This window comes from Paenibacillus thiaminolyticus (genome assembly GCF_003591545.1).
GTDB lineage: Bacteria > Bacillota > Bacilli > Paenibacillales > Paenibacillaceae > Paenibacillus_B > Paenibacillus_B thiaminolyticus_A.
Window position 1 is genome coordinate 232,198 of the sequence record NZ_QYZD01000005.1, and the last position, 22,242, is coordinate 254,439.

The window sequence follows — 22,242 nt, forward strand, 5'->3', positions numbered from 1 at the left end:
TGATGCGCTTACAATAGTCAACAAACTTTAGATTTGGTGTACAAAATAAAGGAAGGGCTTTCACAGATGCCACATTTTCATGTGATACCGTGGAACCCCTTCCCAGTAATGTATTTTATACGATTTCATTTCGGTTTACATGAAATTCTCTGTATTCTTTGGGGGAAACGCCGACGTACTTCCGGAACTGCTTATAGAAATAACTTTTATCCCAGTAACCTACATTAGAGGCAATATCGGTCATGCGCTGCGTCGTATTAACGAGCATCTCCTTCGCCATTTTGATGCGGGTCTTGTTCAAATAATCGGAGAAGGTGGACTGAACCTCCTTCTGGAACAATTGCCCTAAATAAACCGGATTAATATTATACACCTGGCTTAATGTCTTCAGCGACAGTTCCTCTGCATACCGGGCATGAATATCATGCAGCACCTGCTTGATGACCGGACTCATATGCTCCGGCTCCGCGAGTTGCTCCATGATTCTATAGGCGACCTGAAGCACATGATCCTTCAGGACTTCCAGCGTCTGAATATGATAGACATCGTCGAACCAGTCCCGCTCCTCCTCCAACAAGTAGTGGGCGGTATCCTTGACCGACTGCTTCCAGGCGATAAGCAATTCGACGGCGAAGTTGCGAATATCCCGCGGCGTAACCCCTGTCGTCGCCGACAGCTGCTCGAAATCGGCCTCCAGCTGCTTCCGCAGCAGCTCCTTGTCCCGATCGTACAGCAGCTTCACGTAAGGCTCGGTCTCCGGCTGCACGTCTGCCGGGCGGGACGAGCGATAATCGGCGATCTCATCGGCGTCGACCCATTCGTCATCTGCACGGACAAGATGATAAGGCTGGACCCGCTTCGCGTGCAAGTAGCTTGCCGAAGCATGGGCATATCCTTCCTGGACGCTCCCCAGCGTAATTTGCAGGGAGGTGCTCAGCATTTCCTCTACCTCCCGCTTCCATTCTCGCAGCCGGCCCATCAGCTCTTCCTTCTCCACGCTCCGGTACAGACCGAAAATGATCGCGGCTTCTCCATCCCATTCCGGGACGCAAAATCCGCCGTTCGCCTGCGTCAACAGGCGTCTTGCGTGACTAACGACCTCTTCCTGCTTATCATAATCCGCCTCATGATCCATTCGTGGCTCGGGGCGAACCAAGACGACCATATAATAAGGATGGATAAAACGGATATCAAGCAGGTCCGCCCGCTGCTGCAATTCTTCCAGATGGATGAGATCACGCAGCCAACGGTACAGCACATTGTCACGCAAAATATCCCGATTGTGCTGCTCCGCCATCCGATGAACCCGGGACTGGTCGATCTTCTGCACAGTCGTCTCCAGCGTGGAGCGGAACTCTTCAATATTGATTGGCTTCAGCAAGTAGTTCTCGACACCCAACTTGATGCCTTCCTTCACATACATGAACTCGTTATAGCCGCTCAATATAATGAACCGGGTCTGGGGATGAGTCTCCTTCACTTTCTCAATCAGTTGGAGGCCTGTCATACGCGGCATCATAATGTCGGTAATAATCAAATCAACCGGCTGCTCCTGCAGCTTCTCCCACGCATCCTCCCCATTCTCCGCCGTTCCCGCTACGCTTAGCCCGTAATCGTTCCATTCCAGAATTGTCTGCAAGCCTTCTATAATAAATGGTTCGTCATCTACTAAAAATACACTGTACATCGTATCCCCCCTTAACCACTTCCCAGCGTCGATTCAAAGGCACATCCTCAATGAGCCGTGCTCCTGAATGCTGGCCTGAACCAGGAGCTTCGTTATATTATAACCGCCCGGACGTTCATCCATTTCGATGGAGTACTGCTGCTTGTCCCGGATTATCATACCATAACTCGGCAGGCCCGTTTGAAAGCGCCCACGAATTCGCATATCACAAACTCCAAAAATAACCTTGTAATGAATGATTTGGAGGATATAATTAAAAATACAGGAGATTTGAATGGGCTCTCACCCAACTGCACTACCACTTTTTGTCACCCAATCTACTCTTGGATTTCGCCTCTATTTGTAATAAAGTAAACAATGTTGCATAATTATACCGTAATCCAAGGAGAATTATTCATATATGATAACCAAGAACGACAATACGCAAAAAAAACTTCCGCACACACCGCAATTGAATCTAAGAGGGGTGCTGCATTTCGCCATTCCTTCTTTAATCGGGTTGTTTCTCTTCGTCATTCCCGTCCCGTGGAACGGAGAAGTGACCGTGCCCATTGCATTCCTGACCAACGCGCTCACACAAGGGCTTGCGCCCTGGCTCCCGGCAGCGGTTACAATCATCATCGTGCTCGCCTGGCTGGGAACCGCATATACCCGCTGGTTGAAACCGGTCAAGCTGCTGGATATGCCGCTATGGAATGCACTGTTCAACATTTCTCCCTTCTGGTTCGCCGCACGGACGTTGGGGGTCATATTTGCGATACTTACCTTTTTCCGGGTCGGGCCAGAATGGATATGGTCAGAGGACACGGGAGGCATGCTGCTCTCCGGTCTTATTCCCGGCTTGTTCGTTGTCTTCTTGCTGGCGGGACTTCTGCTGCCGCTGTTGGTCGATTTTGGCCTGCTTGAGTTTTTCGGCACACTCATGACCCGGGTTATGCGCCCCATCTTTACTTTGCCGGGACGATCCTCTATCAATTGCATGGCATCCTGGCTTGGAGACGGCACCATTGGCGTCATGATGACGAGCAAGCAATATGAATCCGGATACTACACGAAGCGCGAGGCCGCCGTCATCGGCACGACATTTACGGCTGTATCCATTACGTTCAGCTTCATCGTGCTGAGCAATGTCAGGCTAGGGCATATGTTTCTTCCTTTTTATGCGACGGTAACCTTTGCCGGGATGGTAGCAGCCGTCATCATGCCGCGCATTCCGCCGTTGTCGCGCAAGCCGGACACGTATTCACCCGACGCCACCCCTGCGGAAGAAGAGGTCATCCCAGCCGCATGGAGCCCTTGGCGTTGGGGGCTGCACCAAGCCGTCGGCAAGGCGCGCCAGCACGGGGGAGCAGGCTCCTTCCTTCGGGACGGCTGCAAAAACATTGTCGACCTGTGGATCGGCGTTATCCCTGTTGTCATGGCCATCGGCACACTGGCTGTGGCCATCGCCACATTCACGCCAATCTTCAAATGGATCGGCTGGCCATTCATTCCGCTGCTGCAGTTGCTCGGTATTCCTGAAGCGGAAGCGGCTTCCCAGACCATTCTTGTCGGATTCGCGGACATGTTCCTGCCTACGGTGCTGGCCTCCGACATTACAAGCGACATGACCCGCTTCGTCATTGCGGCATTGTCCGTCACCCAACTCATCTATATGTCTGAGGTCGGCGGATTGCTGCTAGGCTCGAAGCTGCCTGTTAGCTTCAAGGATCTGGTTGTCATTTTCCTGCTCCGTACCTTGCTTACATTACCGATTATCGCGCTCATCGCGCATCTTCTATTTTAAATAATACTCACATGCGATATGGCCCTATCTTGCGAGATTCCCCCAAGCTTCTCCATGATTAGGGCCCTTGTCTTGGAACCGGGTAACCCTTCGTCAATTCAAAGGCACCCGAATGGTGACCGTCGTGCCGGAACCAAGAACGCTTTCCACCTTAATCCCGTACTCGTCTCCATACAATATCCGCAGGCGGTCATGGACATTTTTGAGCCCCAATGAACCATGCTCCTGAATGGTCGACTGTTTCAGTTCCTTTTGAATCTGCTGCAGCCGCTCAGACTCGATCCCTTTCCCGTTGTCGGCAATCCGAATCACCAAGTCCTTTTCACCAGACTCTACTTCGATGATAATATGGTTGTCCGTCCGGTCCAGCCCGAGCCCGTGGACCAGGTAGTTCTCGATAATAGGCTGCACCGAGAGCTTCATGATATTATACCCGCCCAGACGCTCATCCATATAGATGGAGTACTGCAGCTTGTCCCGGTAACGAATTCGGGTCAGTTCCAAGTAACGGCGGCAATTTTCTATCTCTTCATTTAAGGTAATCGTTGTCTTGTCCTTCACCATATGCCGGAACATGGAGGCCAGATTATAGATCATATCGCCGACATCGTTCGCGCCCTGCGAGATAGCCCTCATCCGAATAACCTCCAGCGTATTGTACAGAAAATGAGGCTTGATTTGCGACTGAAGCGCTACCAGCTCCGCATTTTTCTGCTTGAGCTCCGATTTATAGACTTTATTGATATACTGCTGCAAATCTTCGCACATTTGGTTGAAGCTGAGCGCGATAAGCCCAAGCTCGTCTTCCCGATCCACCGGAAGCTTCGTATTGAGATAGCCCTCTCTTACCTTCTTCATCCCTTTGATGACCGTCTGCGTACGGCGCGAGAGATGGAGCACGGAGAAGTAGGTTGCCACGAGAACGGTTATAATGCATAGCAAAGTAATAATGCCAATCGTATTTCGAATTCCCGACAGCCGGTCGGTAATCGCTTTCTCCGGAATGGCGTTGACGACCACAAGTCCCAATTTATTCGTCTCCGACACCATGACATATGACTTCTGTCCGTTCAGGTTCACTTGTTCCGACTTGTTGCGCGGCATAGACAGCAATTCACTGTAATATTGCTCGGCGACCGGAAGCGGCGAACGTTCCGTATGGTAGACCGTGTGGCGGTTGGAATCAAGCACGAGCCATTGTTCACCCGGCATTTGCTCGCCAATCTGCCGTGATATTCCGGCGGCGTTGAAGTCAATTGTAATATCTCCGGCCGTCGCCAGCGTCTCGGGATTGCTGATCCGATTGGTTACACTCAGAAGAGAGAGCGGGTCGGTCGTCTGTTCCGGCTCAAAGGGTGGCACATTCACGATTTCCTCGATGGGCTTCTGTGATATGTCGTGGTCCGTACCGGCCGGGAAATGGGAGTTCTCCATCTCCGGCGAGTATCGCTTGTTCGGAATGGCATAACGATTATTCTGCCATAGTTGCTGCGCCTGGCTGTTCTCGCTCCAGTCGAAGTAGCCGCGATAGAATCCGCCTTTATAGTAGATATAGGCAAATTTCTTCTTCTGACTAATCAAATTGATATTTTGCAGATCTTGATCCTTGACGAACTGCGTAGAGAAGAAATCGTGCATATTCCGGATATAGAATCCGTTGCTTGAACTGAAGCTGTCCAGCCGATAGCGGATGAACTCCTCCAGCCCTTCATTGAGCAAATAAACCGTCTCCTTCACGAGAATGGTGTCCTGGTATACTTGCTGAATGATAGCCTGGGCCGTATCATACTTCTGATCAAGAAAGCGGTTGATCGAATCCACATTCCGCTGTTGATCGAACAACGCATTGTTGACGTTGTTATGGACGAAGAATTGATACGCCGACACGGACAGCGTAACCAGAGAAGCGACGGCAATAATCGAGTAGACGACAATCAGCTTAATGAACAGCTTTTTCTTGAAGTGCTTCATATATATCTGTTTGATTGCCTTGAGCATCCTGATGCCTCTCCTTTATTCGACTGCGTGATCCGCGGCCCATCCACCATGTAATCGGTTTACGCATCTTCTATCATACCATAATCGCTATATCCGGTTGATGAGGTCCATTAATTAGCATATAAGAGAGTTTCCTAGTTGAGAACTGGCTGCTTTAGGCGCGTAAAGTGAGAGGATATGCCGCCGAGCTTTCAACAGTTTTCTCTAAAATATGATATATACTGCATTAAAATTAAACCAAATATCAATTCAATATTCTATACATCCTGGCTTATACTAAAAGAAACCACCTCAAAAATATCCATTAATTGAAAATTAAACAAACATTATTTCACCAATACATATAATGAACTATAGGAACAAGGGGGATCTATAAAATGGTATTCGATTATCATTTGGCACCAATACTCCGACAATATTTACAAGAGGAACTTATCAAGAAGGGATGGAAGCAAAAAGAGTTGGCGGAAGCCGCGGGAATCGATTGTTCTACGATTAGCAAAAAGCTGGTTGTATGAGTCAGTCGCCTTGAAAGGGATGAAAAACTTCGGAGGCGCATTAAAAGCAACTAAAGCGTATAGTAGCTATGGAGATCATTATGCCTGGCTGTCCAAATGTAACGAGCTCTATATTACTATTGAAATGAAACGGATCGAACCAATCGAAGAACTTATGGGTATGCTGAAGGGCCCTCAAGCGCTTCTTGTGCTCCCGGTTGCCTTAGACAGTTACCTCAGCAACAATGCGCTCATCGAAGCGAGAGGATACCTGGAAAAGTATAAAAGCTATGTGGACGACCTGTTATCCCGAAAAGATCCGTTTCATTTGAAGCATAAGCTGCGGCTGACACAAGCTTTGAGTCAGTACTATTTCAGATGCGGACAATATGATACCGGGTTCGATTATAACGCTGCTTCTTTGAAAATGGCGCTGAATCTTAAAAATATGCATCGTGTAGGAATGGCCGTTGTCTCATTTCAAGAACATGAAAAGCAGGCTTCAGCAGAACATAAAGAATGTTTCATAAATATCCTATTGAGTATGAATCACAATATCCATGGCTCTTTTCTTGTTCAGTATTACAGGAGTGTCGTCGCCGGGTGATATTGGTGGAGGTGGTTGGTTCGTCCACGATATTGGAGGTGGTTGCTAAGATGAGAGCTGCTCCAGTTGCTTAGAATTTATGAAGTTAAACATATTTATTCGGGCATAAAGTAATATGAGCCGCGAAACGATTTCGACGGCTCATTTTTATTATTGGTTACTATTATTTCCACTACTGGCAGGTGCTGCTTCTTCGGCAGTTCAATTCTCCTAAAAAAATAAGGGTAGCATAAGCTACCCATTCTACCTTTTTTCGTCCCTCACTTATACGGTAGAGGATCTCCGGCTTTTTTAGGAACAATCATGCTCCTTAAAGCTTCACTTTAAGGGATACATTGGAAGGTGTCAAGGTGCTGAATTGCACTTGTATTATTGAACGGTACCCGTGGCAAGGGAACTATTATCCAAGCCCGTCCTTCTATTTCACCGCACCCGCGGCAATCCCCTTAATAATATACTTCTGCGCGAAAATATAGAAGATGACAATCGGGATGATCGTGAGCGTCAGCCCAGCCATCGCTTGGTTCCATACGATCGTGAACTCGCCGAAGAAGTAGAAGGTCGACAGCGGAATCGTTCTCAGCCCCTTGTCCGCCAAGGTCAGGGATGGAAGCAAGTAATCGTTCCACAGGGCAATTACGTTAAGAATGGCTACGGTAATTGTAATATTTTTGAGCATCGGAAATACGATTCTCCAAAATACCCCGAACTTGCTGCAGCCATCGATGGTCGCCGCTTCCTCCAGGTCGATCGGGATCGACTTGATGAATCCGTGATAGAGAAAGACCGCCATCCCCGAGGCGAAGCCTACGTTCATGTAGATTAAGCCTTCATGGGTATTCAGCATCGGTATATGGAGATGGGTGCGAATCCAATCCATCACCTGCATCAACGGCATCATCAGCGTCTGGAACGGAATGAGCATGGTGGCGACCAAGGTCATGAAAATGATTTTGCTCAGCTTATTGTCGGTCCGAACCAGCATCCAGGCTGTCATCGATGCCAGCACAATGACAAGGATGGCGGAGACAAGCGTGACATACAGCGAATTGCCGAAGGCGGTGAAGAAATTCATTTTCTCCATAGCCTCTTTATAGTATTGGAAGCTGAATGAAGTCGGAAAAGCGAGCGCGTTCTCATACAGCTCCGCACGGTTTTTGAATGAATTGACCAGCATCAAATAGATCGGCGACAAAAAGAGGACAGCCAGCAGAAGAAGCAATAGTTCAAGCAGCCATTTGCTCGTTTTCTTCATTAGTACTGCACCTCTCTTTTCTTCGTCAGGAATACCTGAGTCAGGGTAAATACCGCTACGACAAGGAAAAAGAGCACGGCCTTCGCTTGTCCGAGACCGTAATTGCCGTAGGCAAAGATCTCATTGAAAATATTCATCGCGAACATCTCGGTCGCATTGTTCGGACCGCCGCGCGTTAAGCTCAAGTTCACGTCATAAATCTTGAACGCGCCAGACAACGTCAAGAAGAGACAGATGGTGAACGCCGGCATAAGGAGCGGAAGCATGATCTTGGTGAGGCGATGCCACCAATTCGCTCCATCCACCTTCGAGGCTTCAATCAGCTCATCCGGTACGCCTTGAAGACCGGCCACATAAATAATCATCGTATATCCGGCAAATTGCCAAGTGAACACGACAACCAGGGCGAACAAGGCAAATTGAGAGTCGAGGAGCCAGTTAAAGAATACGTTGGTAAGCCCCGTGCTCTCGCCGATATAGCCCATCGCATCGGTAAAGATAAACTGCCAAATATAACCTAGAATGAGTCCGCCGATCAGATTCGGCATAAAGAACATCGTACGGGCGAGATTGCGCACTCGCAGCTTTGTGGTGACAAAGAGAGAGAAAGCAAGACCGAACATGTTGACGATCAGCACGGCCAGAACCGTGAATTTCAGCGTGTGCCATGCCGATGCCAGGAATCGTTCATCCTGGAACAGTTGAATATAGTTGTCGAGCCCGACGAACACTTTGGGATTGGCCGGAATGCCATCCCATTGCACGAACGAATAAGCAATACCGAACAGGAACGGTATGACGACGACGGTCGTAAAGATAAAAAGCAGGGGAAGCGTAAATAAGGCAAACCATAGCCGGTCTTTCCGCTTCTTCATGGTTTATCCCTTCTTTCCGGTAAAGTTGGAGCCAGCCGCCCTATCACGCTGGAACATGATGACGAGAGTCCGAATAACAAAAAGCCTAACACGGTCATGCATGTAAACCCATGGGTTAGGCTTTTTGTTTTCAAGCTGTGTATCCGGTTATTTGGCCGCCTTGGCCCAGACCTCATCCAGCTTCTTGAGGAACTGCTCTCCTGTCATCTCCTTGGTCAAGAAGAATTCCTGGGCTACCGGCGTAAGGTCATTGGTAATGATGCCGGCCGGGAAGTAGGTGTGCGGCGTCATTAACGTCTCCCCGCTCTGAGTGGCTTCATATACCGCTTGAGACAATGGGTCCATGTTGCCTGCTTCGATATTCGTCATGGCCGGAATGAACTGGAACTCATCTACAATCGTTTTCTTGCCTGTCTCGCTATTGAACAACCAATCCAGGAAAGCGTTTGCAGCTGTGATTTCATCTTCATCGGCTGTCCCGTTGACAACCCAGTAGCTTGCGACGCCTACTGTCAGCTTCTTGTTGCCGTCAATTGGAAGCGGCATCATTCCGATGTTGGAGCCGAAGTCGCCGAAGTCCTTCAGCATCGAGAAGCTCCAGTTGCCTTGGTGCACCATCGCCGTCTTGCCGGTTGCGAAGTCACCCATTTGCGTATCGTACTTGATCTCCATCGGATTTTTCGCATAGGTCTTGATGGCATCCATGAACTTCGCGAATTCCTGGAACTCCTTCGTGTCAGCCATCTTCACTTCGCCATTGTTCAGCTTATTGATGTAGTCGAGAGGATCGGCTTGCAAAGCGAACGGCGTATTGATGATATGGCCGATGAGGAAATACGCTTCTTGAGAAAGAGCAAGACCGTTAATATTTTCGTTCTTGAACTTTTCCAGCGTCTTGGTAAAGGAATCCAGGTCCGTCACTTCGGAAGGATTGACGAGATCCTTGTTGTACACCAGACCGTAGCCTTCGACGCCATACGGCATGCCCGTCACTTTGCCGTCCACTTCCAGCGCCATATTCGGCGCTACATTTTTGGCATACCCTTCATTGCTCATATCATAGAAGTAAGACTTGAACTTCTCTGCTTCCGTTCCCGGCCCAATGCTGAAGATGGACGGCCCTTGGTTGCTCGTTAGCTTCGCCTGCAGCTGCGTTGTATAGTTATCGCCGGCAGCGCCCCATACTTCCGCTTCATTCCCGGTTTCCTCTGTATATTTCTGAGCCAATTTCTCTAATTGCTCTGCGATCTCAACCTTGGATTGGAAAATCGTAATCTTCGTCAGCTTCTCCTGCCCCGATGAATCCGTGGAAGGATTGGCATTTTTGCTGTCCGTTCCGCTGCCGCAACCTACAAGCGCCGTAATCACGGCCAGCACGGTCAGCAAGCTAAGCGTTCGCGTAATGTATTTTCTCTTACTCATTTCTTACGCCTCCCCGATTAAGATGAATACTTCTCAAGATGAATACTTCGTAGTTAAGCGCTTACAAACCCATCTTAACGGATATTTTGTGTGAATGCAATAAAAAATAAGTGAAATAATCTGATGTTTTTATATTCTTTAGATAAACTTTAACTCTTAATCAGATAAAATAACTATATATTTTTACTTATTTCGTTGTTTTTCTCCATTGAATCGTTGCATTGAGCTTCACCGGCTCCCGATTCGCCTGGCCGCGTATCATCGCAAGCAGCTCCTTCGCCGCCAAGTAACCGCATTCATACCGCGGAATCGCAATCGTCGTCAGCCCCGCCATCATCGCTGCGTCGGTGTTGTCGAAGCCCGTCACCGCAATGTCTTCGGGGACCTTGATCTTATTTTCCTCGAATGCCTTGAACGCGCCGAGCGCCATATGGTCATTCGCGCAGACGAGCACTTCCGGCAGTTCATTGCTGAGAATGATAAGCTTCGCCGCTTGGTACCCGCTTGTCTCGCTGTAATCGCCATGGAAATAATGACGCGAATCGAAGCTCAGGCCATTGTGGTGAAGCGTCTCCGTAAAGGCCGCAAAGCGTTCCTTGTGGTCCAGTGTGAAGTCGACCCCGCCGATATAGCCGAACCGCCTGTATCCCTTGTCCACCAGCCCTTGAACCATCTCGCCCATGACGGGATAATTATCGACGACGACGCTTTTCGTATTCGCGTAATCGTGGGCAATCATCCGATCCATCAAGACGACCGGGAAATGGGGCTTCGCATATTCGATCAGGACTTCATCGCTCATATGGCGATCCAGGCAGATCATCCCGCAGGCGAAGTTATTGCGCATAAATTTTTGACTGGACTTATTCGTGCAAATAACCAAATCATAGCCATTCTCCGTCAGACAATGGTTAATTCCTTTAGTAATCTGCAGGTAATATTCCCGATCAAAATCACTGAAAATGAACATTACGGTGCTGCTGCTCACCGCCTTGTTCGAAGAGCTTGAATAGTATCCCTTCTCCATGCATATTTTCAGCACTCGCTCCCGGGTCGCTGGTCCTACATTTTTACGGCCATTCAATACGTTGGACACCGTGGCGACCGATACATCCGCAAGCTCCGCAATTTCCTTCAATCTGCTCTTCAAGCCGCTTTCCCTCCTACAGCACTCGTTTTATCGATGAACCCGATTTTTTGGCGAACCCCTCCCCCTCCTGGCTGCATGGTTAACATTTATGGATTGCATTATTAACTATTTTACTAAACCATTTTACTAGAATACACTCTTTTTTTCATGCCGCTGCTATGGACAGGGATGATCGGTCCGTTCTCTCCATTCAAAAAGGCTGCAAAACCTTCTCAGGTTCTGCAGCCTCGGCGATGCTCTCTCGTATTTGGTAATCTTCCTTAATTCCGAAGTACCCTGCCCAGGAACCGCTTGACCGGACCGTACGGGGTATCGAGCGTCTCGTAGAAATTGACCATCACCGGATATTTGACGCTCGCCATGTCGATATTCTCGAAGTAGATATGCTGCTCTCCGTCCCTCAGGCGCGGCTCGTCGACGAGTGAGAACTGCTTCGCTCCCAGCACGCGGCCGCCGTGATCCGCCAGCTCCAGCCGGATCTGGGACAGGCTCGCATCGGCCATTACCTGCCGCGCCCGGTCGATATAGAGCTTCAGCTTCAACGCATAGGAGCTGCTGTCCGATTGCGTCATCGGGTCCCGGATCCATTTGCCATCCCAATTGTCGATCTTCAGGCGGAACGGGTACATGTCGTAAATGAGATCAGATGTGTTATCCAGCGTCGTCGAGAAGCGGAAGGTATCCAGGACGACCGGGTACCCCTTCTCTTCCCGGTTATCGACGAGATGCAGCAGCAGATCCTTGCCCGTCTCGCCTTCCGGCAAAATGAACAGATGCGACTCGACGATGGCGGCATTCGGGATGAGCGCCTTCGGTTCGGCCACCGGCGTGCCGATTCGCTCCCCGCCATACCGCGTCCCGTCTCCGCCCTCCAGTTCAGCATGGAACGGCGGCGGGATGATGGAGGATCCGCTCTTGTTCTCCAGCTTGAACCGAAGCAGCAGCGCAGTGAAGCCGGCCTCCTTGTTCACCAGCATCGTATCTTCCTCGATGGACATATTCAGCCCTTCCGGGAACAGATCCGAACCGGAGGAGAACTTCATCGGTGTCCGCAGCTTATAATCGGTCGGGGGCACAGAGGCCTCCGCCTGCCTTGGCACGGCAATCTGAATGCGTCCGACCTGGTACGTGACCGCCTGAGCCGGATCGGACGCATCGGGGAGCAGGAACGTCTCCGGCATCAGCACCCGCAGCATAGTAAGCTGCCGGTTCGCTCCCGTCTCGACGGCATAGCGGAGCTGAACCGCTTCGCCCGGCTTCAGGGCAGGGGGAGCCGGCTGGCCGAGCCGCTTGGCGTCATAGATGGCGGTATCTGACCATGCGGTCAAGGTGAACTCGGGGAGCTTCTCGCTTATATTATTGCGATTCTCCACCCGCAGCGTCACGATGTGCACCGTATCCAGCTTCTCTCGCGCCCGCTCCGTCGTCTGTTCCGGCTTGCCCGAGCTCTTCACGATACTTAACGGGGTGAAGATGAGCATCGAGGTTCCGGCAGGACCATTTAATTGAAAAGGCTGCCCCCACGGCTTCACCATCTCCGGATCGGTCATCGGGCTGTAGTCGTTCTCCCATACGTCCCGGATAGGCATTCCGCCGAGAACGGTCACCTTCGCCGGATAGACCTCCCGGTCCGTCTCCTTCCAGATGAACCGGACCGGATCGGATTCCTCAGCCAGCGTCCGGCTCATCCAGCGCCACTCCGCGGTCTGGCCCGGCATGAGGAAGCGCGGGCTGCCGGCGCTCGGCTCCATGGCGGCTTCCGCCCCGGACGCCATCCGGACGGCCAACTCATAGTCGGGGATGCGGACCCGCTTGCCGGAACTATTTTTCAATTGGAATACGGCTGCCACCTGACGCCCGTTGTCCCGCTGTCCGTAGATGACCCGCTCCACCGTGATCTCGATGCCGTGGGCAGACTTCATGAAGGCGGCCGCGTCCGTCTGGATCGAAGCGAACGAGGGCGTGGCCTTCCCGCTACTCCGCCCCTTCGCTTCCGCCGTACCGGACAGCCCCGGTACCGGCACCGCCCCCGTCATCGCCATGGCAAGCAAGCTGATCGCCCATGCTATGACCGTGATTCGCTTCAAGCTCCGCTTCGTCTTCGGCTTCATTGGTTCTCCCCCTTCTCTGGCTGCTGCGGCTTGGCGGATGGCGGCTCCACCAATACCGGCTCATTCTCCTTCAGGCGGTGCTGCCCTGTCACGATGACGGTATCTCCGTCCTTCAGTCCGCCCGTCACGGCATAGAGCGTCCCCTGCAGCGGGCCGAGCTCGACTTCCTGCCGGACCGCCTTGCCGTCCTGATAGACAAAGACGAACGTCTTGCTCTCGTCACGGATGACCGCGCTTGCCGGAACGGCCGGCACGAGGCGCTCCGCTTCCGTCTCCAGCCGGATGCGGACCTTCATGCCGGGCTTCAGGGCCCCTGTTCCGTTCGCGGCCCGCAGCTCCACATCATAGGCTCGGGTGCGCGTGTCCACCACCTCGGACAGATAGGAGAGCGAGCCCTTATAGGTCTGTTCCGGGCTATTGGATACATAAAAGGCAAGCGAGCTCTTTCCTTCCGCCAGCGGCAGCAGGTCTTCCGGAAGCTTGGCCCGGACGAGGATCGGATCAAGCTGCACAATCCGGCCCATCGTCCCTCCCTGGCTCAGCATCATGCCAGGCTGCGGCGTCCATTCAGTCAGGATCCCGTCTGTCGGCGCAGCAATCCGGGCCTCATCGATAGCCATCCCCGCCTCCAGAAGCTCCAGCTTCGCCATATCGAGCTGTTCGCGGGCGGTTGCCTTCGAATCGCTATGCTCCGCCGCCTCCAGTTTCATCTTCCATACACCGAGATCGATCGACGAATTTTTCAGCTGCAGCTCGGCCTGATCGACGGCTGCCTTCTCTACCGTGCCTTCGTCATATCCGTTTTTGAGCCGATTCAATTCCTTCGTCTGCTGCTCGATCTCCCGCTCCAGCTTCGTAATGCTCTGCTTCACCTCTTCTTTGCCTATCCGATCCTTCTCCTCTGTCTGCTCCAATAGACTCTCGGCGCTGCGGATGGCCAACTCCGCCCGCTTCTTCTTCATGTGGGCGGCGGAGTCATCCAGCCGGGCGATGACCTCTCCGCGCTTCACCCGATCGCCGCGCTTCTTCAGGACGGCGGTAACCTCGCCGCCTCCCTTCGCCGTCACGTCCATGGAGACGGAAGGCGCGATCTCGGCGATCAGCTCGGCCGGCATGCCGATTTTCTCAAGCTTCACGATGGCTGTCTTCACGAGCGGAGCCGCTTGCTTCGCATCCGCAGGCACCGCCCCATTCTCCGGTTGGCTGGCGCAGGCTGCGAGCAGCACGGCGCAGGCGGCGATGCCGGCCATCATGCCGAACCAGCGCTTGCGCCGGATCTTCTTACTCTGTCTCATTCGTTACATCCCCTTTCCTTCGGCCTGCTCCGGCGCGGCGGCCGGCAGGGCATTAACTTGTCGGCGCTTCCCGCGTCCGATCAGGTCGTACATGACGGGCACGACCAAGAGGGTCAGCAGCGTGGATACGGTCAGTCCGCCGATAACGACGACGGCGAGCCCTCGCGAGATCAGCGTGCCATGCCCGAAGCCAAAAGCGAGCGGCAGCAGCGCCACGATGGTAGCTCCGGCCGTCATGATGATCGGCCGCAGGCGCGACACGCCAGCCTCCACCAGCGCCTCCCGCACCGCGAAGCCCGCCTTGCGCAGCTGCTGCGCCTTGTCGATAAAGACAATGGCATTGGTGACGACAATGCCGATCAGCATCATGAACCCGATCAGCGAGGTAATGTTCAGCGATTCGTTCGTCACGAACAAGCCGAACACACCGCCGATTGCGGCGAACGGGAGCGAGAACAGAATCGAGAACGGCGCGCTGGCATTGCCGAACGTCAAGACCATAATGAGATAGACGACGCCGATGGCAGCGCCCATCGCGACGAACAGCTGGCCGAAGCTGTCCCCGATGTTCTCGCTGATGCCGCCCACGGAGCGGCTTACGCCTTCCGGCAGCTCCATCCGATCCAGTTCAGCGGCGATGTCGGCGCTGATGCCCCCCTTGTTTTTGCCGATAATTTTGGCCGTCACCGTCACGACCTGCTCTTCATTCAACCTCTTGATCGAGGCCGGAGCCAGTTCCCGGCTTACATCCGCGATGTCGGCGACGCGAATCATGCCGCCGTCCCCCGTCTCCATCGGGATATTGCTGACCGCCTCAAGATCCTGCCTGCTGTACTCTCCCGTCTGGACGGTCAGCGCGCGCAAGCCTTCATCGAATCGATATTCGCCCAGCTTCTGCTCGAACAGCCAGGTGCGAAGCGAATGCTGGACGGCAGCCGGGGATGCTCCCGCCTGAAGCCCCTTCTGCGGGTCCAGCCGGATCGTAACCTCGGAGGAAGCTTCGCTTAACGAATCCTTGATCTCCGTCAGCTCCGGGTAGCTCAGCACGGCTTCCTTGACGATGGCCGCGGCCTGCCGCAGCTTGCCGCTGTCCTCTCCCTTCAGCATGTAGGAGAAATCTTCACCTCCTCCCGAATCGCCCGACAAGGTTCGCGTGTCAATCTCGCCACCGGCCGGAACAAGGGACAGAAGCGATTCTTTATAGTCCAGCTTCACCTGATCGACATCGGCGTCTTCATTCACTTCGGTATAGATCTGAGCCATATACGGAATCGCATTCGGATCGCCTCCATAGCCGACCAAAGCCTCGACGAAGGTGAACAAGGGACGTCCCGCCTTGTCCGATGCGGATCGGAGCTTCGCCTCCATGTCCTTGACGACGGCATCCGTCGTCTTGAGCGACGTCTCGTAAGGCAGCTTCACCGTAAAATAAAACTGGCGCGGCGGATTCCCTTCCGGCATGAATGTGAAGGACAGCTGCGGCACAAGCGCGACCATCGTCACGACAAAGAGCAGCGCCGATGCCGCCAAGGTCTTCCATCGATGACGCAGCGACCATTCGAGGATGCGGCGGTACCCCTCCGTGAAGGTGGACGATCCCGGCTCCACATGGGCCTTGGCATTGGCGCTGCGGAGCACCAGCAATTTGGCCAGCATCGGAATGACGGTCAGCGCGACGACAAGCGAGGCCAGGATGGCGCAGGACAGTGTCACTGCGAACGGGCGGAACAATTGCCCGGCCGGTCCGCTGATCAGGCCAATCGGGGCGAAGACCCCTACCGTCGTCAGGGTGGACGACGTGATGGCAGTCGCCACTTCCTTCGTCGCGAGCAGGATGATCGACTCTTCCTTGCGGGCTGCCCGCTCCAGCTTGCTGTATATATTTTCGATAACGACGATGCTGTCGTCGACGACGCGGCCGATAGCGATGAACATGCCGCCCAGCGTCATGATGTTCAATGAAATATCGAGCCATTTCATCATCAGCAGCGCGATCAGGACGGATAACGGGATCGACACGAGCACAATCAGCGTCATCCGCATGTTGCGAAGGAACACCAGGATCATAAGCGATGCCAGCACGGCGCCGACCATGCCTTCGCGCAGCAGCCCGCCGATGGACTGCTTGACTTCGTCCGCGTAGTTGTACACCTGCTTGAACGTAATTCCCGGCAATTCGGTGGTCCACCGCTCCATTAAGCGATTGGCCTGGTCGGTGAATTGAACGGCGTTCGCTCCCCCGGACTTATATAGCAATACCCCGATGGCCGGCCGATCGTCCATGCGGGCCGCGAACGCGGATTCCCGAATCTCCGCCACGCTTCCCAGTCCGCCGACCGTCAACTGGCTCCCGTCCGGCGCCGTCAGCGGAATCGCCTCCAGCTGCGAGGTGCTGCGGAGGCCGTTGTCCATCCGGGCGAGCAGCGTGTTCCCGTCCACTTCCACGGTGCCCGCCGGGCCAGCAGCCATCGCGCTCTGGACCGCCTCAGACACTTGCGCAGGCGTGAGACCGTTCATTCGCAGCTGCTCCGGGGACAGCCGGATCGCCACCTCCGCCTTGCGCTCGCCGATGACATCCATATGATCGAGGCCCGGCATCGCCTGGAATCCGGGCCGAATCACATGCTCGAAATGATGCTCCAGCTCCGTCTGCTCCATCCCTTCCCCCGCCTGAAGGGCGAGGTAGTAGGTAGGAATGGACGCGACGCCGAATGTTGATACTTTGGGGCGTCCCGCCTCCGACGGCAGCTCCGTCTCCTGGAACAGGCTCTCCATGTCCGCCTTTTTCCGTTCCGGATCCGCTCCTTCCTCGAACGTCACGACGATCGTCGCCATCTGATCGCTCGAACTGGAATCAATCATTTTCACGTGCTCCATCCCGCTAATTTTTTTCTCCAGCGGCTTGGTGATGTCTTCCATGACATCCTGCGGCGATGCCGGATAGTGAACGGTGACCATGACGAGCGGCAGTGAAATATCAGGCATGTTGTCCACCTTGAGGCTGGTCGCGGCATAGATCCCTCCCCCGAACAGCATGCAGCACAGGATGATGACGGCCGCCACCTGTTTCATCGAAAATTGAATAAGCGAATTCATCGTTGTCTCTCCCTCCCCTCCTTTGTCATTCCCTGCACGACCGCAACGAACGACTACAAGATAGCAACGAACTATGAACGGAGTATGAACTAAAAAGAATAAAGGGAGTGTCTGATAGGCATTGCAAAAGGATTGAGATGAGGAGTAAAACAGTGAATGTGGATGCGGGAAAAACGAAAACGCTCGCATAGAGACTGTACAGAGCGAAAAATGACGGCGCGCAAAACGGTGGAAGCTTGGAAGCTGGATGAACCAGTGAAATGCTGCGTGGATGCAGCAATTTCTGCTCTTTAAGCCCCCATTTGATGAAATGCCTGCGAAAGTGCATTATTTCAATCGGTTTTTGTATTTTTATCTATTGGATAGTCGGAAATTGATGCCGTTTTGCAGGATTCCCTACAACGGAGTACATGTCATAAAGGAAAAGTGTACTTTTGCAGTTTTTCGGCGAGTCGAGCTTTGAGAATTGAGCTTTGAGAATCAGGGGGGCTGTCTCACTGTAGTTATTTAAATACTAATTGTGGGACACCCCCTGAGGAACTACGAATTACGCCGAATCGGGAGCGTCACGCTCACCGTCGTCCCCTGGCCGGGTTCGCTGTCCAGCCGGATCGTCCCCTGATGCAAGTTCGCGACCTTCTTCACGATGGCCAAGCCGAGGCCGCTGCCGCCCGCATTCCGTCTGCGAGCCTTATCCGCCTTGAAGAAGCGTTCGAATACCCGCGCCCGGTCCTCCTCCGCCATGCCAATCCCGGTGTCGGCAATGGTAACGAGGGCTTTGCCGTCCTGACGCGCAAGGCTGACGGTGATCCTGCCGTTCTCCGGCGTGAACTTGATGGCATTGCCGATGAGATTCGTCCAGACGAGGCTCATCAGATCCTCATCGGCTTCGATCGTGACGTCTTCGAGCCGGTCCGCCAAGCGCAGCGCCTTGTCGGCCCTTTGCGGCTCTGCGGCGACGATGACTTGACGGAGCTGCTCATCCAGCCGATAGATGCGCGGCGCGAACGGATGATGCTCCGAATCGAGCGAGGCCAGCTGCAGCAGATTGTCGCTAAGGCGCGACAAGCGTTCGCATTCCGTCATCATAATCTCCAGGTAGCGATCCTGATCCGCTTCGGAGATGACGCGATTGCGGAGCGCCTTGGAGAAGCCGTAAATCGAAGTAAGCGGCGACTGAATCTCATGCGACACGCTGGAGACGAAATCTTGCCGCATCTGCTCCATCTGGCCGAGCTCCTGCGCCATATGGTTGAAGCTGGCGGCGAGGACGCCAATCTCGTCCTTCCCCTGGAAGCTCAGCTTCGTGCTGAAATCGCCCTTCGCCATGCGCTTCGTCGCCTCGGTCATCTTCTTGATCGGCCGCACGACATAGCGGGCGGCGACGAGGAAGCAGAGGCTCCCGGCCGCCAGCACGACGGCAAGGGTGAACAGAATCAGCCGACTGATAAGGTTATTGTCGAGATACTTCATTCGCAAGAAGAGAGCATACGGCTCTCCTTCCTTCAGAAAAGAGATGCCGATGATGGGCTCGGTGCTCTCCGGCTCCGTACTGTGATAAGGCCTCCCGGACAGTACATCCTTCACCACTTGTGCCTCAATCGACTCCGGCGGCCGTCCGGCGAGGGCATGGTGCACGGTTGGATCGCCCTTGATGTCGAATACATGAACCTGCGTCCATTCGAATGTTTTCAATGAGTCCAGATAATCGCGGAACTCCGCTTCGGGCACCTGCTGATACAGCCGTACCATATCATTGCCGAGCTGGGTCAGGTCTTGCAAGGCAATCTCTTTCATCTCTCTCTCGAAAAAAAAGCCGGATGCGGTAAAAGCGACGATAATGCCTGCGATTACGGCAAATAAAAAAATGAGCACCACCCGAACGTACAGCGTCCTCATCATGAGCAGACCTCCAGCCGGTAGCCGAGACTGCGGGCGGTCTCGATGCGGAACTCATGCGCATGGCCGGCGAAGCGCTCACGCAGACGCTTAATATGGACATCGACGGTCCGTTCTTCCCCTTCATAATCGATGCCCCAAATGTCGCGTATCAACTGTTCCCGGGTCAGAATCTGTCCGGGATGGCTCGCGAGCTTGAACAGCAGCTCGAACTCCTTGAGCGGCAGCGCTGTCCCCGTGGACTGGTCATCCGCATAGACCTTGTAGCCGTTCCGGTCCAGCTTCAAGCCGCCAAGGCGGATAATTTGCTCGTACACGATCTTGTAGCGGCGCAGCAGCGCCTTTACCCGCATCACCAGTTCCATCGGATCGAACGGCTTCGTTATGTAATCGTCGGTACCGAGACGGAAGCCCTTTACCTTTTGGCCGGACTCGCCCTTGGCGGTGACCATGAACAACGGAAGATCCGGGTACTGCGACCGCAGCTCGCTGCAGAGCTGCCAGCCGTCCATTATGGGCATCATAATATCAAGGATGACCAGGTCGGCCGGATCCGCCTCCATCCGTTGGAGCGCCTGCTCCCCGTCTTCCGCCTCCAGCACCCGGAAGCCTTCATTGCGCAAAAACAAACCTATCATCTCGCGGATATGCTCATCATCATCAGCGACCAATATTGTTCTCATCGTCTGTCCGACACTCCATTCCCCTCGTTCTCCCTTACTTTTCTGTATCTCTTGCTTAAATGGATGGCCCGATGCCTACATGACAACGAATTCATTGTAATATAACTCACCTGTGGATTCCATGATTTTCCTGATGAATGCGAGCCATCTGTCTCCTCATCGAACCTATCCTTCCTGTCCTGAATCATGAATAAGACGATCGCCAACAGGCCGCTTCCGCTTTCGGAAGCAGCCTATCGATTCCTATCCATGCCAGCCGCATGGGTCAGTCTTGCACCAAGCGGTCCGCGAAATAAATCTCCAGATTCGGATGGACGGCCCGAAGCAGTCCGCAGCGCGGCCGAACCGCGCCGAACATCTCCCCTCGCTGCGGGGCGGTCAAGCCTTCAGCCGTCACATACAGCTTAATATCCATGACGATGCCTTCATCATTCCGTTCATCCTGCGCTTCAACCTGCAGGGCGGACAACGACCATCCCTGCTCCTCGGCATAGCGCTCCATCTCCGCGCCAACGCCGGATGCTAGCGCCATCAACCATAGTTCTTCAGACCTAACGCCCAGCTCTTGCTCGTCCTCCTGCACAATCGTAATATGTTGGGAACGAACGTTCCCCACCTGGCGATGAGGCCCCATTCGTTTGACTATAACTTGCAAATTCAACACCTCCTTTTCAATACGGCCTGACCTGGACGCAAGACTTATCCTGTCGAGCCTTCCCTCCGGATTCTCATCATGCCGTCCGGTAATCATTCCCTATTATTCGACGTCCCTTTCATTTCCATAGCGGCTTCCAATAACACGACTACAGCGCTGATCTGCACCAAAATGGCTCTGCACAGCGAAATAAAAGCGTCTCTCCGGAAAGGTTACATTTTTGTAATTATGATTCCCAGAGACTATTGTAATCATTTTGTAACCTATGTTAGTCTAGTTTTGTCGATTTTCTAGTAATCCATTTACAGTTTTAACAATGAAGGAGGAGATGCCGTGAAGACCGCCATCCGCTCTGCCCTTGTGGCTGGCGCCGTATTCGGATGCATGCTGTTGGCAGACAGCGCATTAACTCATGCGACTGCTCAAGCCGCCGCAGCTCCGAAGCAGATTACGATCCAAGTCAACGGTGAAGATTTGCAATTTACGAATGATATTATTCCCATTATAGATGAAGCGCAGAACATGCATGTTCCGCTGCGCCCCGTGGCCGTGCAATTGGGCTATGAATTGAACTGGCAGGCCGATGACAAAGGCGTGCAGACCATTGAAATGTCGAATGGCACGAACACGATCCGGATGAAGTCCAACAGCTCCAAGGCCGAGGTGAACGGCAATACGGTGAGCATGGGCAGCGCCCCGATGTCCTATAAGGATAGTACATACGTGCCATTCCGCTTCCTGTTGGACCAGCTTCAATTGAGCTTTACATGGGATGCGGAGCAGATGAAGGATATCCCCCGCATTAATCGGAGCCGGGGAGAGGTACAAACCGCTTCGGCCCGAGCGTCCGAGGATAAGGCCGCCGCGATCCTGAACACGGCCCGCAGCTATCTGGGCGTTCCTTATGTATGGGGCGGAACGTCGCCTAGCGGCTTCGACTGCTCCGGCTATGTGAGCTACGTCTTCCGCAAGCATGGGATTGAGCTTCCGCGCACGTCCCGTGCCATGTACAGCTCCTCAGGCTCGAAGGTGAGCAGCCTGCAGCCTGGCGATCTCGTCTTTTTCGCCAGCAACGGCAAGACGATTTCGCATGTCGGCATTTACATCGGTGACAATAAATATATCAATGCTTCTTCCGGCTCCGCCGGCAGCGTTACGATAACCAGCTTGTCCTCCGCCTGGTCCAGCCGCACCTACGTCGGCGCCAAGCGGGTGCTCTAATTCGA

At 53.4% G+C, this 22,242-nt stretch carries 15 protein-coding genes; 3 read left to right on the forward strand and 12 right to left on the reverse strand.

What is annotated here, in order from left to right:
- Positions 1–115 precede the first annotated feature (115 nt).
- Positions 116–1,687, reverse strand: a complete 1,572-nt coding sequence (locus DQX05_RS08795) for a response regulator transcription factor (protein WP_119792736.1) — start codon at positions 1,685–1,687, stop codon at positions 116–118.
- Between the two features lie 400 nt (positions 1,688–2,087).
- On the opposite strand from DQX05_RS08795, the gene DQX05_RS08800 reads away from it, so the two are divergent.
- Positions 2,088–3,473: a YjiH family protein gene (locus DQX05_RS08800; protein WP_119792738.1), complete on the forward strand. Its 1,386-nt coding sequence runs from the start codon at positions 2,088–2,090 to the stop codon at positions 3,471–3,473.
- 93 nt (positions 3,474–3,566) lie between these two features.
- On the opposite strand, the gene DQX05_RS08805 is transcribed toward DQX05_RS08800, so the two are convergent.
- Positions 3,567–5,471, reverse strand: coding sequence for a sensor histidine kinase (locus DQX05_RS08805; RefSeq protein WP_119792740.1), 1,905 nt, complete (start codon positions 5,469–5,471; stop codon positions 3,567–3,569).
- A 528-nt stretch (positions 5,472–5,999) separates the two neighbouring features.
- Here DQX05_RS08805 and DQX05_RS08815 point away from each other — a divergent pair.
- Entirely contained in the window at positions 6,000–6,575 is a 576-nt protein-coding gene (locus DQX05_RS08815; protein ID WP_119792743.1) for a hypothetical protein, read from the forward strand.
- 418 nt (positions 6,576–6,993) lie between these two features.
- Here the strand turns inward: DQX05_RS08815 and DQX05_RS08820 are convergent, their stop codons facing one another.
- The 10 genes from DQX05_RS08820 to DQX05_RS08865 all read right to left on the reverse strand — a co-directional run bounded on the left by DQX05_RS08820 (position 6,994) and on the right by DQX05_RS08865 (position 21,025).
- Complete coding sequence (locus DQX05_RS08820; protein ID WP_119792745.1) at positions 6,994–7,830, reverse strand: carbohydrate ABC transporter permease; 837 nt, start codon at positions 7,828–7,830, stop codon at positions 6,994–6,996.
- The gene (locus tag DQX05_RS08825) at positions 7,830–8,705 is read right to left on the reverse strand and encodes a carbohydrate ABC transporter permease (protein ID WP_119792747.1); all 876 of its coding nucleotides are present in this window, start codon (positions 8,703–8,705) and stop codon (positions 7,830–7,832) included. Before DQX05_RS08825 ends, DQX05_RS08820 begins: the two co-directional genes overlap by 1 nt.
- Before the next feature lie 147 nt (positions 8,706–8,852).
- Positions 8,853–10,127 (reverse strand): ABC transporter substrate-binding protein, encoded by a 1,275-nt coding sequence (locus tag DQX05_RS08830; RefSeq protein WP_119792748.1) that lies wholly within the window; start codon positions 10,125–10,127, stop codon positions 8,853–8,855.
- 187 nt (positions 10,128–10,314) lie between these two features.
- The gene (locus tag DQX05_RS08835) at positions 10,315–11,277 is read right to left on the reverse strand and encodes a LacI family DNA-binding transcriptional regulator (RefSeq protein WP_119792750.1); all 963 of its coding nucleotides are present in this window, start codon (positions 11,275–11,277) and stop codon (positions 10,315–10,317) included.
- 260 nt (positions 11,278–11,537) lie between these two features.
- Positions 11,538–13,388 (reverse strand): hypothetical protein, encoded by a 1,851-nt coding sequence (locus DQX05_RS08840; protein WP_119792752.1) that lies wholly within the window; start codon positions 13,386–13,388, stop codon positions 11,538–11,540.
- Positions 13,385–14,683, reverse strand: a complete 1,299-nt coding sequence (locus tag DQX05_RS08845; protein ID WP_119792754.1) for an efflux RND transporter periplasmic adaptor subunit — start codon at positions 14,681–14,683, stop codon at positions 13,385–13,387. Before DQX05_RS08845 ends, DQX05_RS08840 begins: the two co-directional genes overlap by 4 nt.
- 3 nt (positions 14,684–14,686) lie before the next feature.
- The gene (locus tag DQX05_RS08850; protein ID WP_119792756.1) at positions 14,687–17,779 is read right to left on the reverse strand and encodes an efflux RND transporter permease subunit; all 3,093 of its coding nucleotides are present in this window, start codon (positions 17,777–17,779) and stop codon (positions 14,687–14,689) included.
- Positions 17,780–18,319: 540 nt separating this feature from the next.
- Positions 18,320–19,681: a sensor histidine kinase gene (locus DQX05_RS08855; protein WP_259391870.1), complete on the reverse strand. Its 1,362-nt coding sequence runs from the start codon at positions 19,679–19,681 to the stop codon at positions 18,320–18,322.
- Positions 19,678–20,361, reverse strand: a complete 684-nt coding sequence (locus tag DQX05_RS08860; protein ID WP_119792758.1) for a response regulator transcription factor — start codon at positions 20,359–20,361, stop codon at positions 19,678–19,680. The genes DQX05_RS08855 and DQX05_RS08860 overlap by 4 nt, the downstream gene beginning before the upstream one ends.
- Before the next feature lie 265 nt (positions 20,362–20,626).
- On the reverse strand, positions 20,627–21,025 hold the full coding sequence (locus tag DQX05_RS08865; RefSeq protein ID WP_259391871.1) for an OsmC family protein: 399 nt from the start codon (positions 21,023–21,025) through the stop codon (positions 20,627–20,629).
- Between the two features lie 324 nt (positions 21,026–21,349).
- On the opposite strand from DQX05_RS08865, the gene DQX05_RS08870 reads away from it, so the two are divergent.
- Positions 21,350–22,237 carry a C40 family peptidase gene (locus tag DQX05_RS08870; protein ID WP_119792761.1) on the forward strand — a complete coding sequence of 296 codons (888 nt, stop codon included), beginning with the start codon at positions 21,350–21,352 and terminating at the stop codon, positions 22,235–22,237.
- The last annotated feature ends 5 nt before the right edge of the window (positions 22,238–22,242 follow it).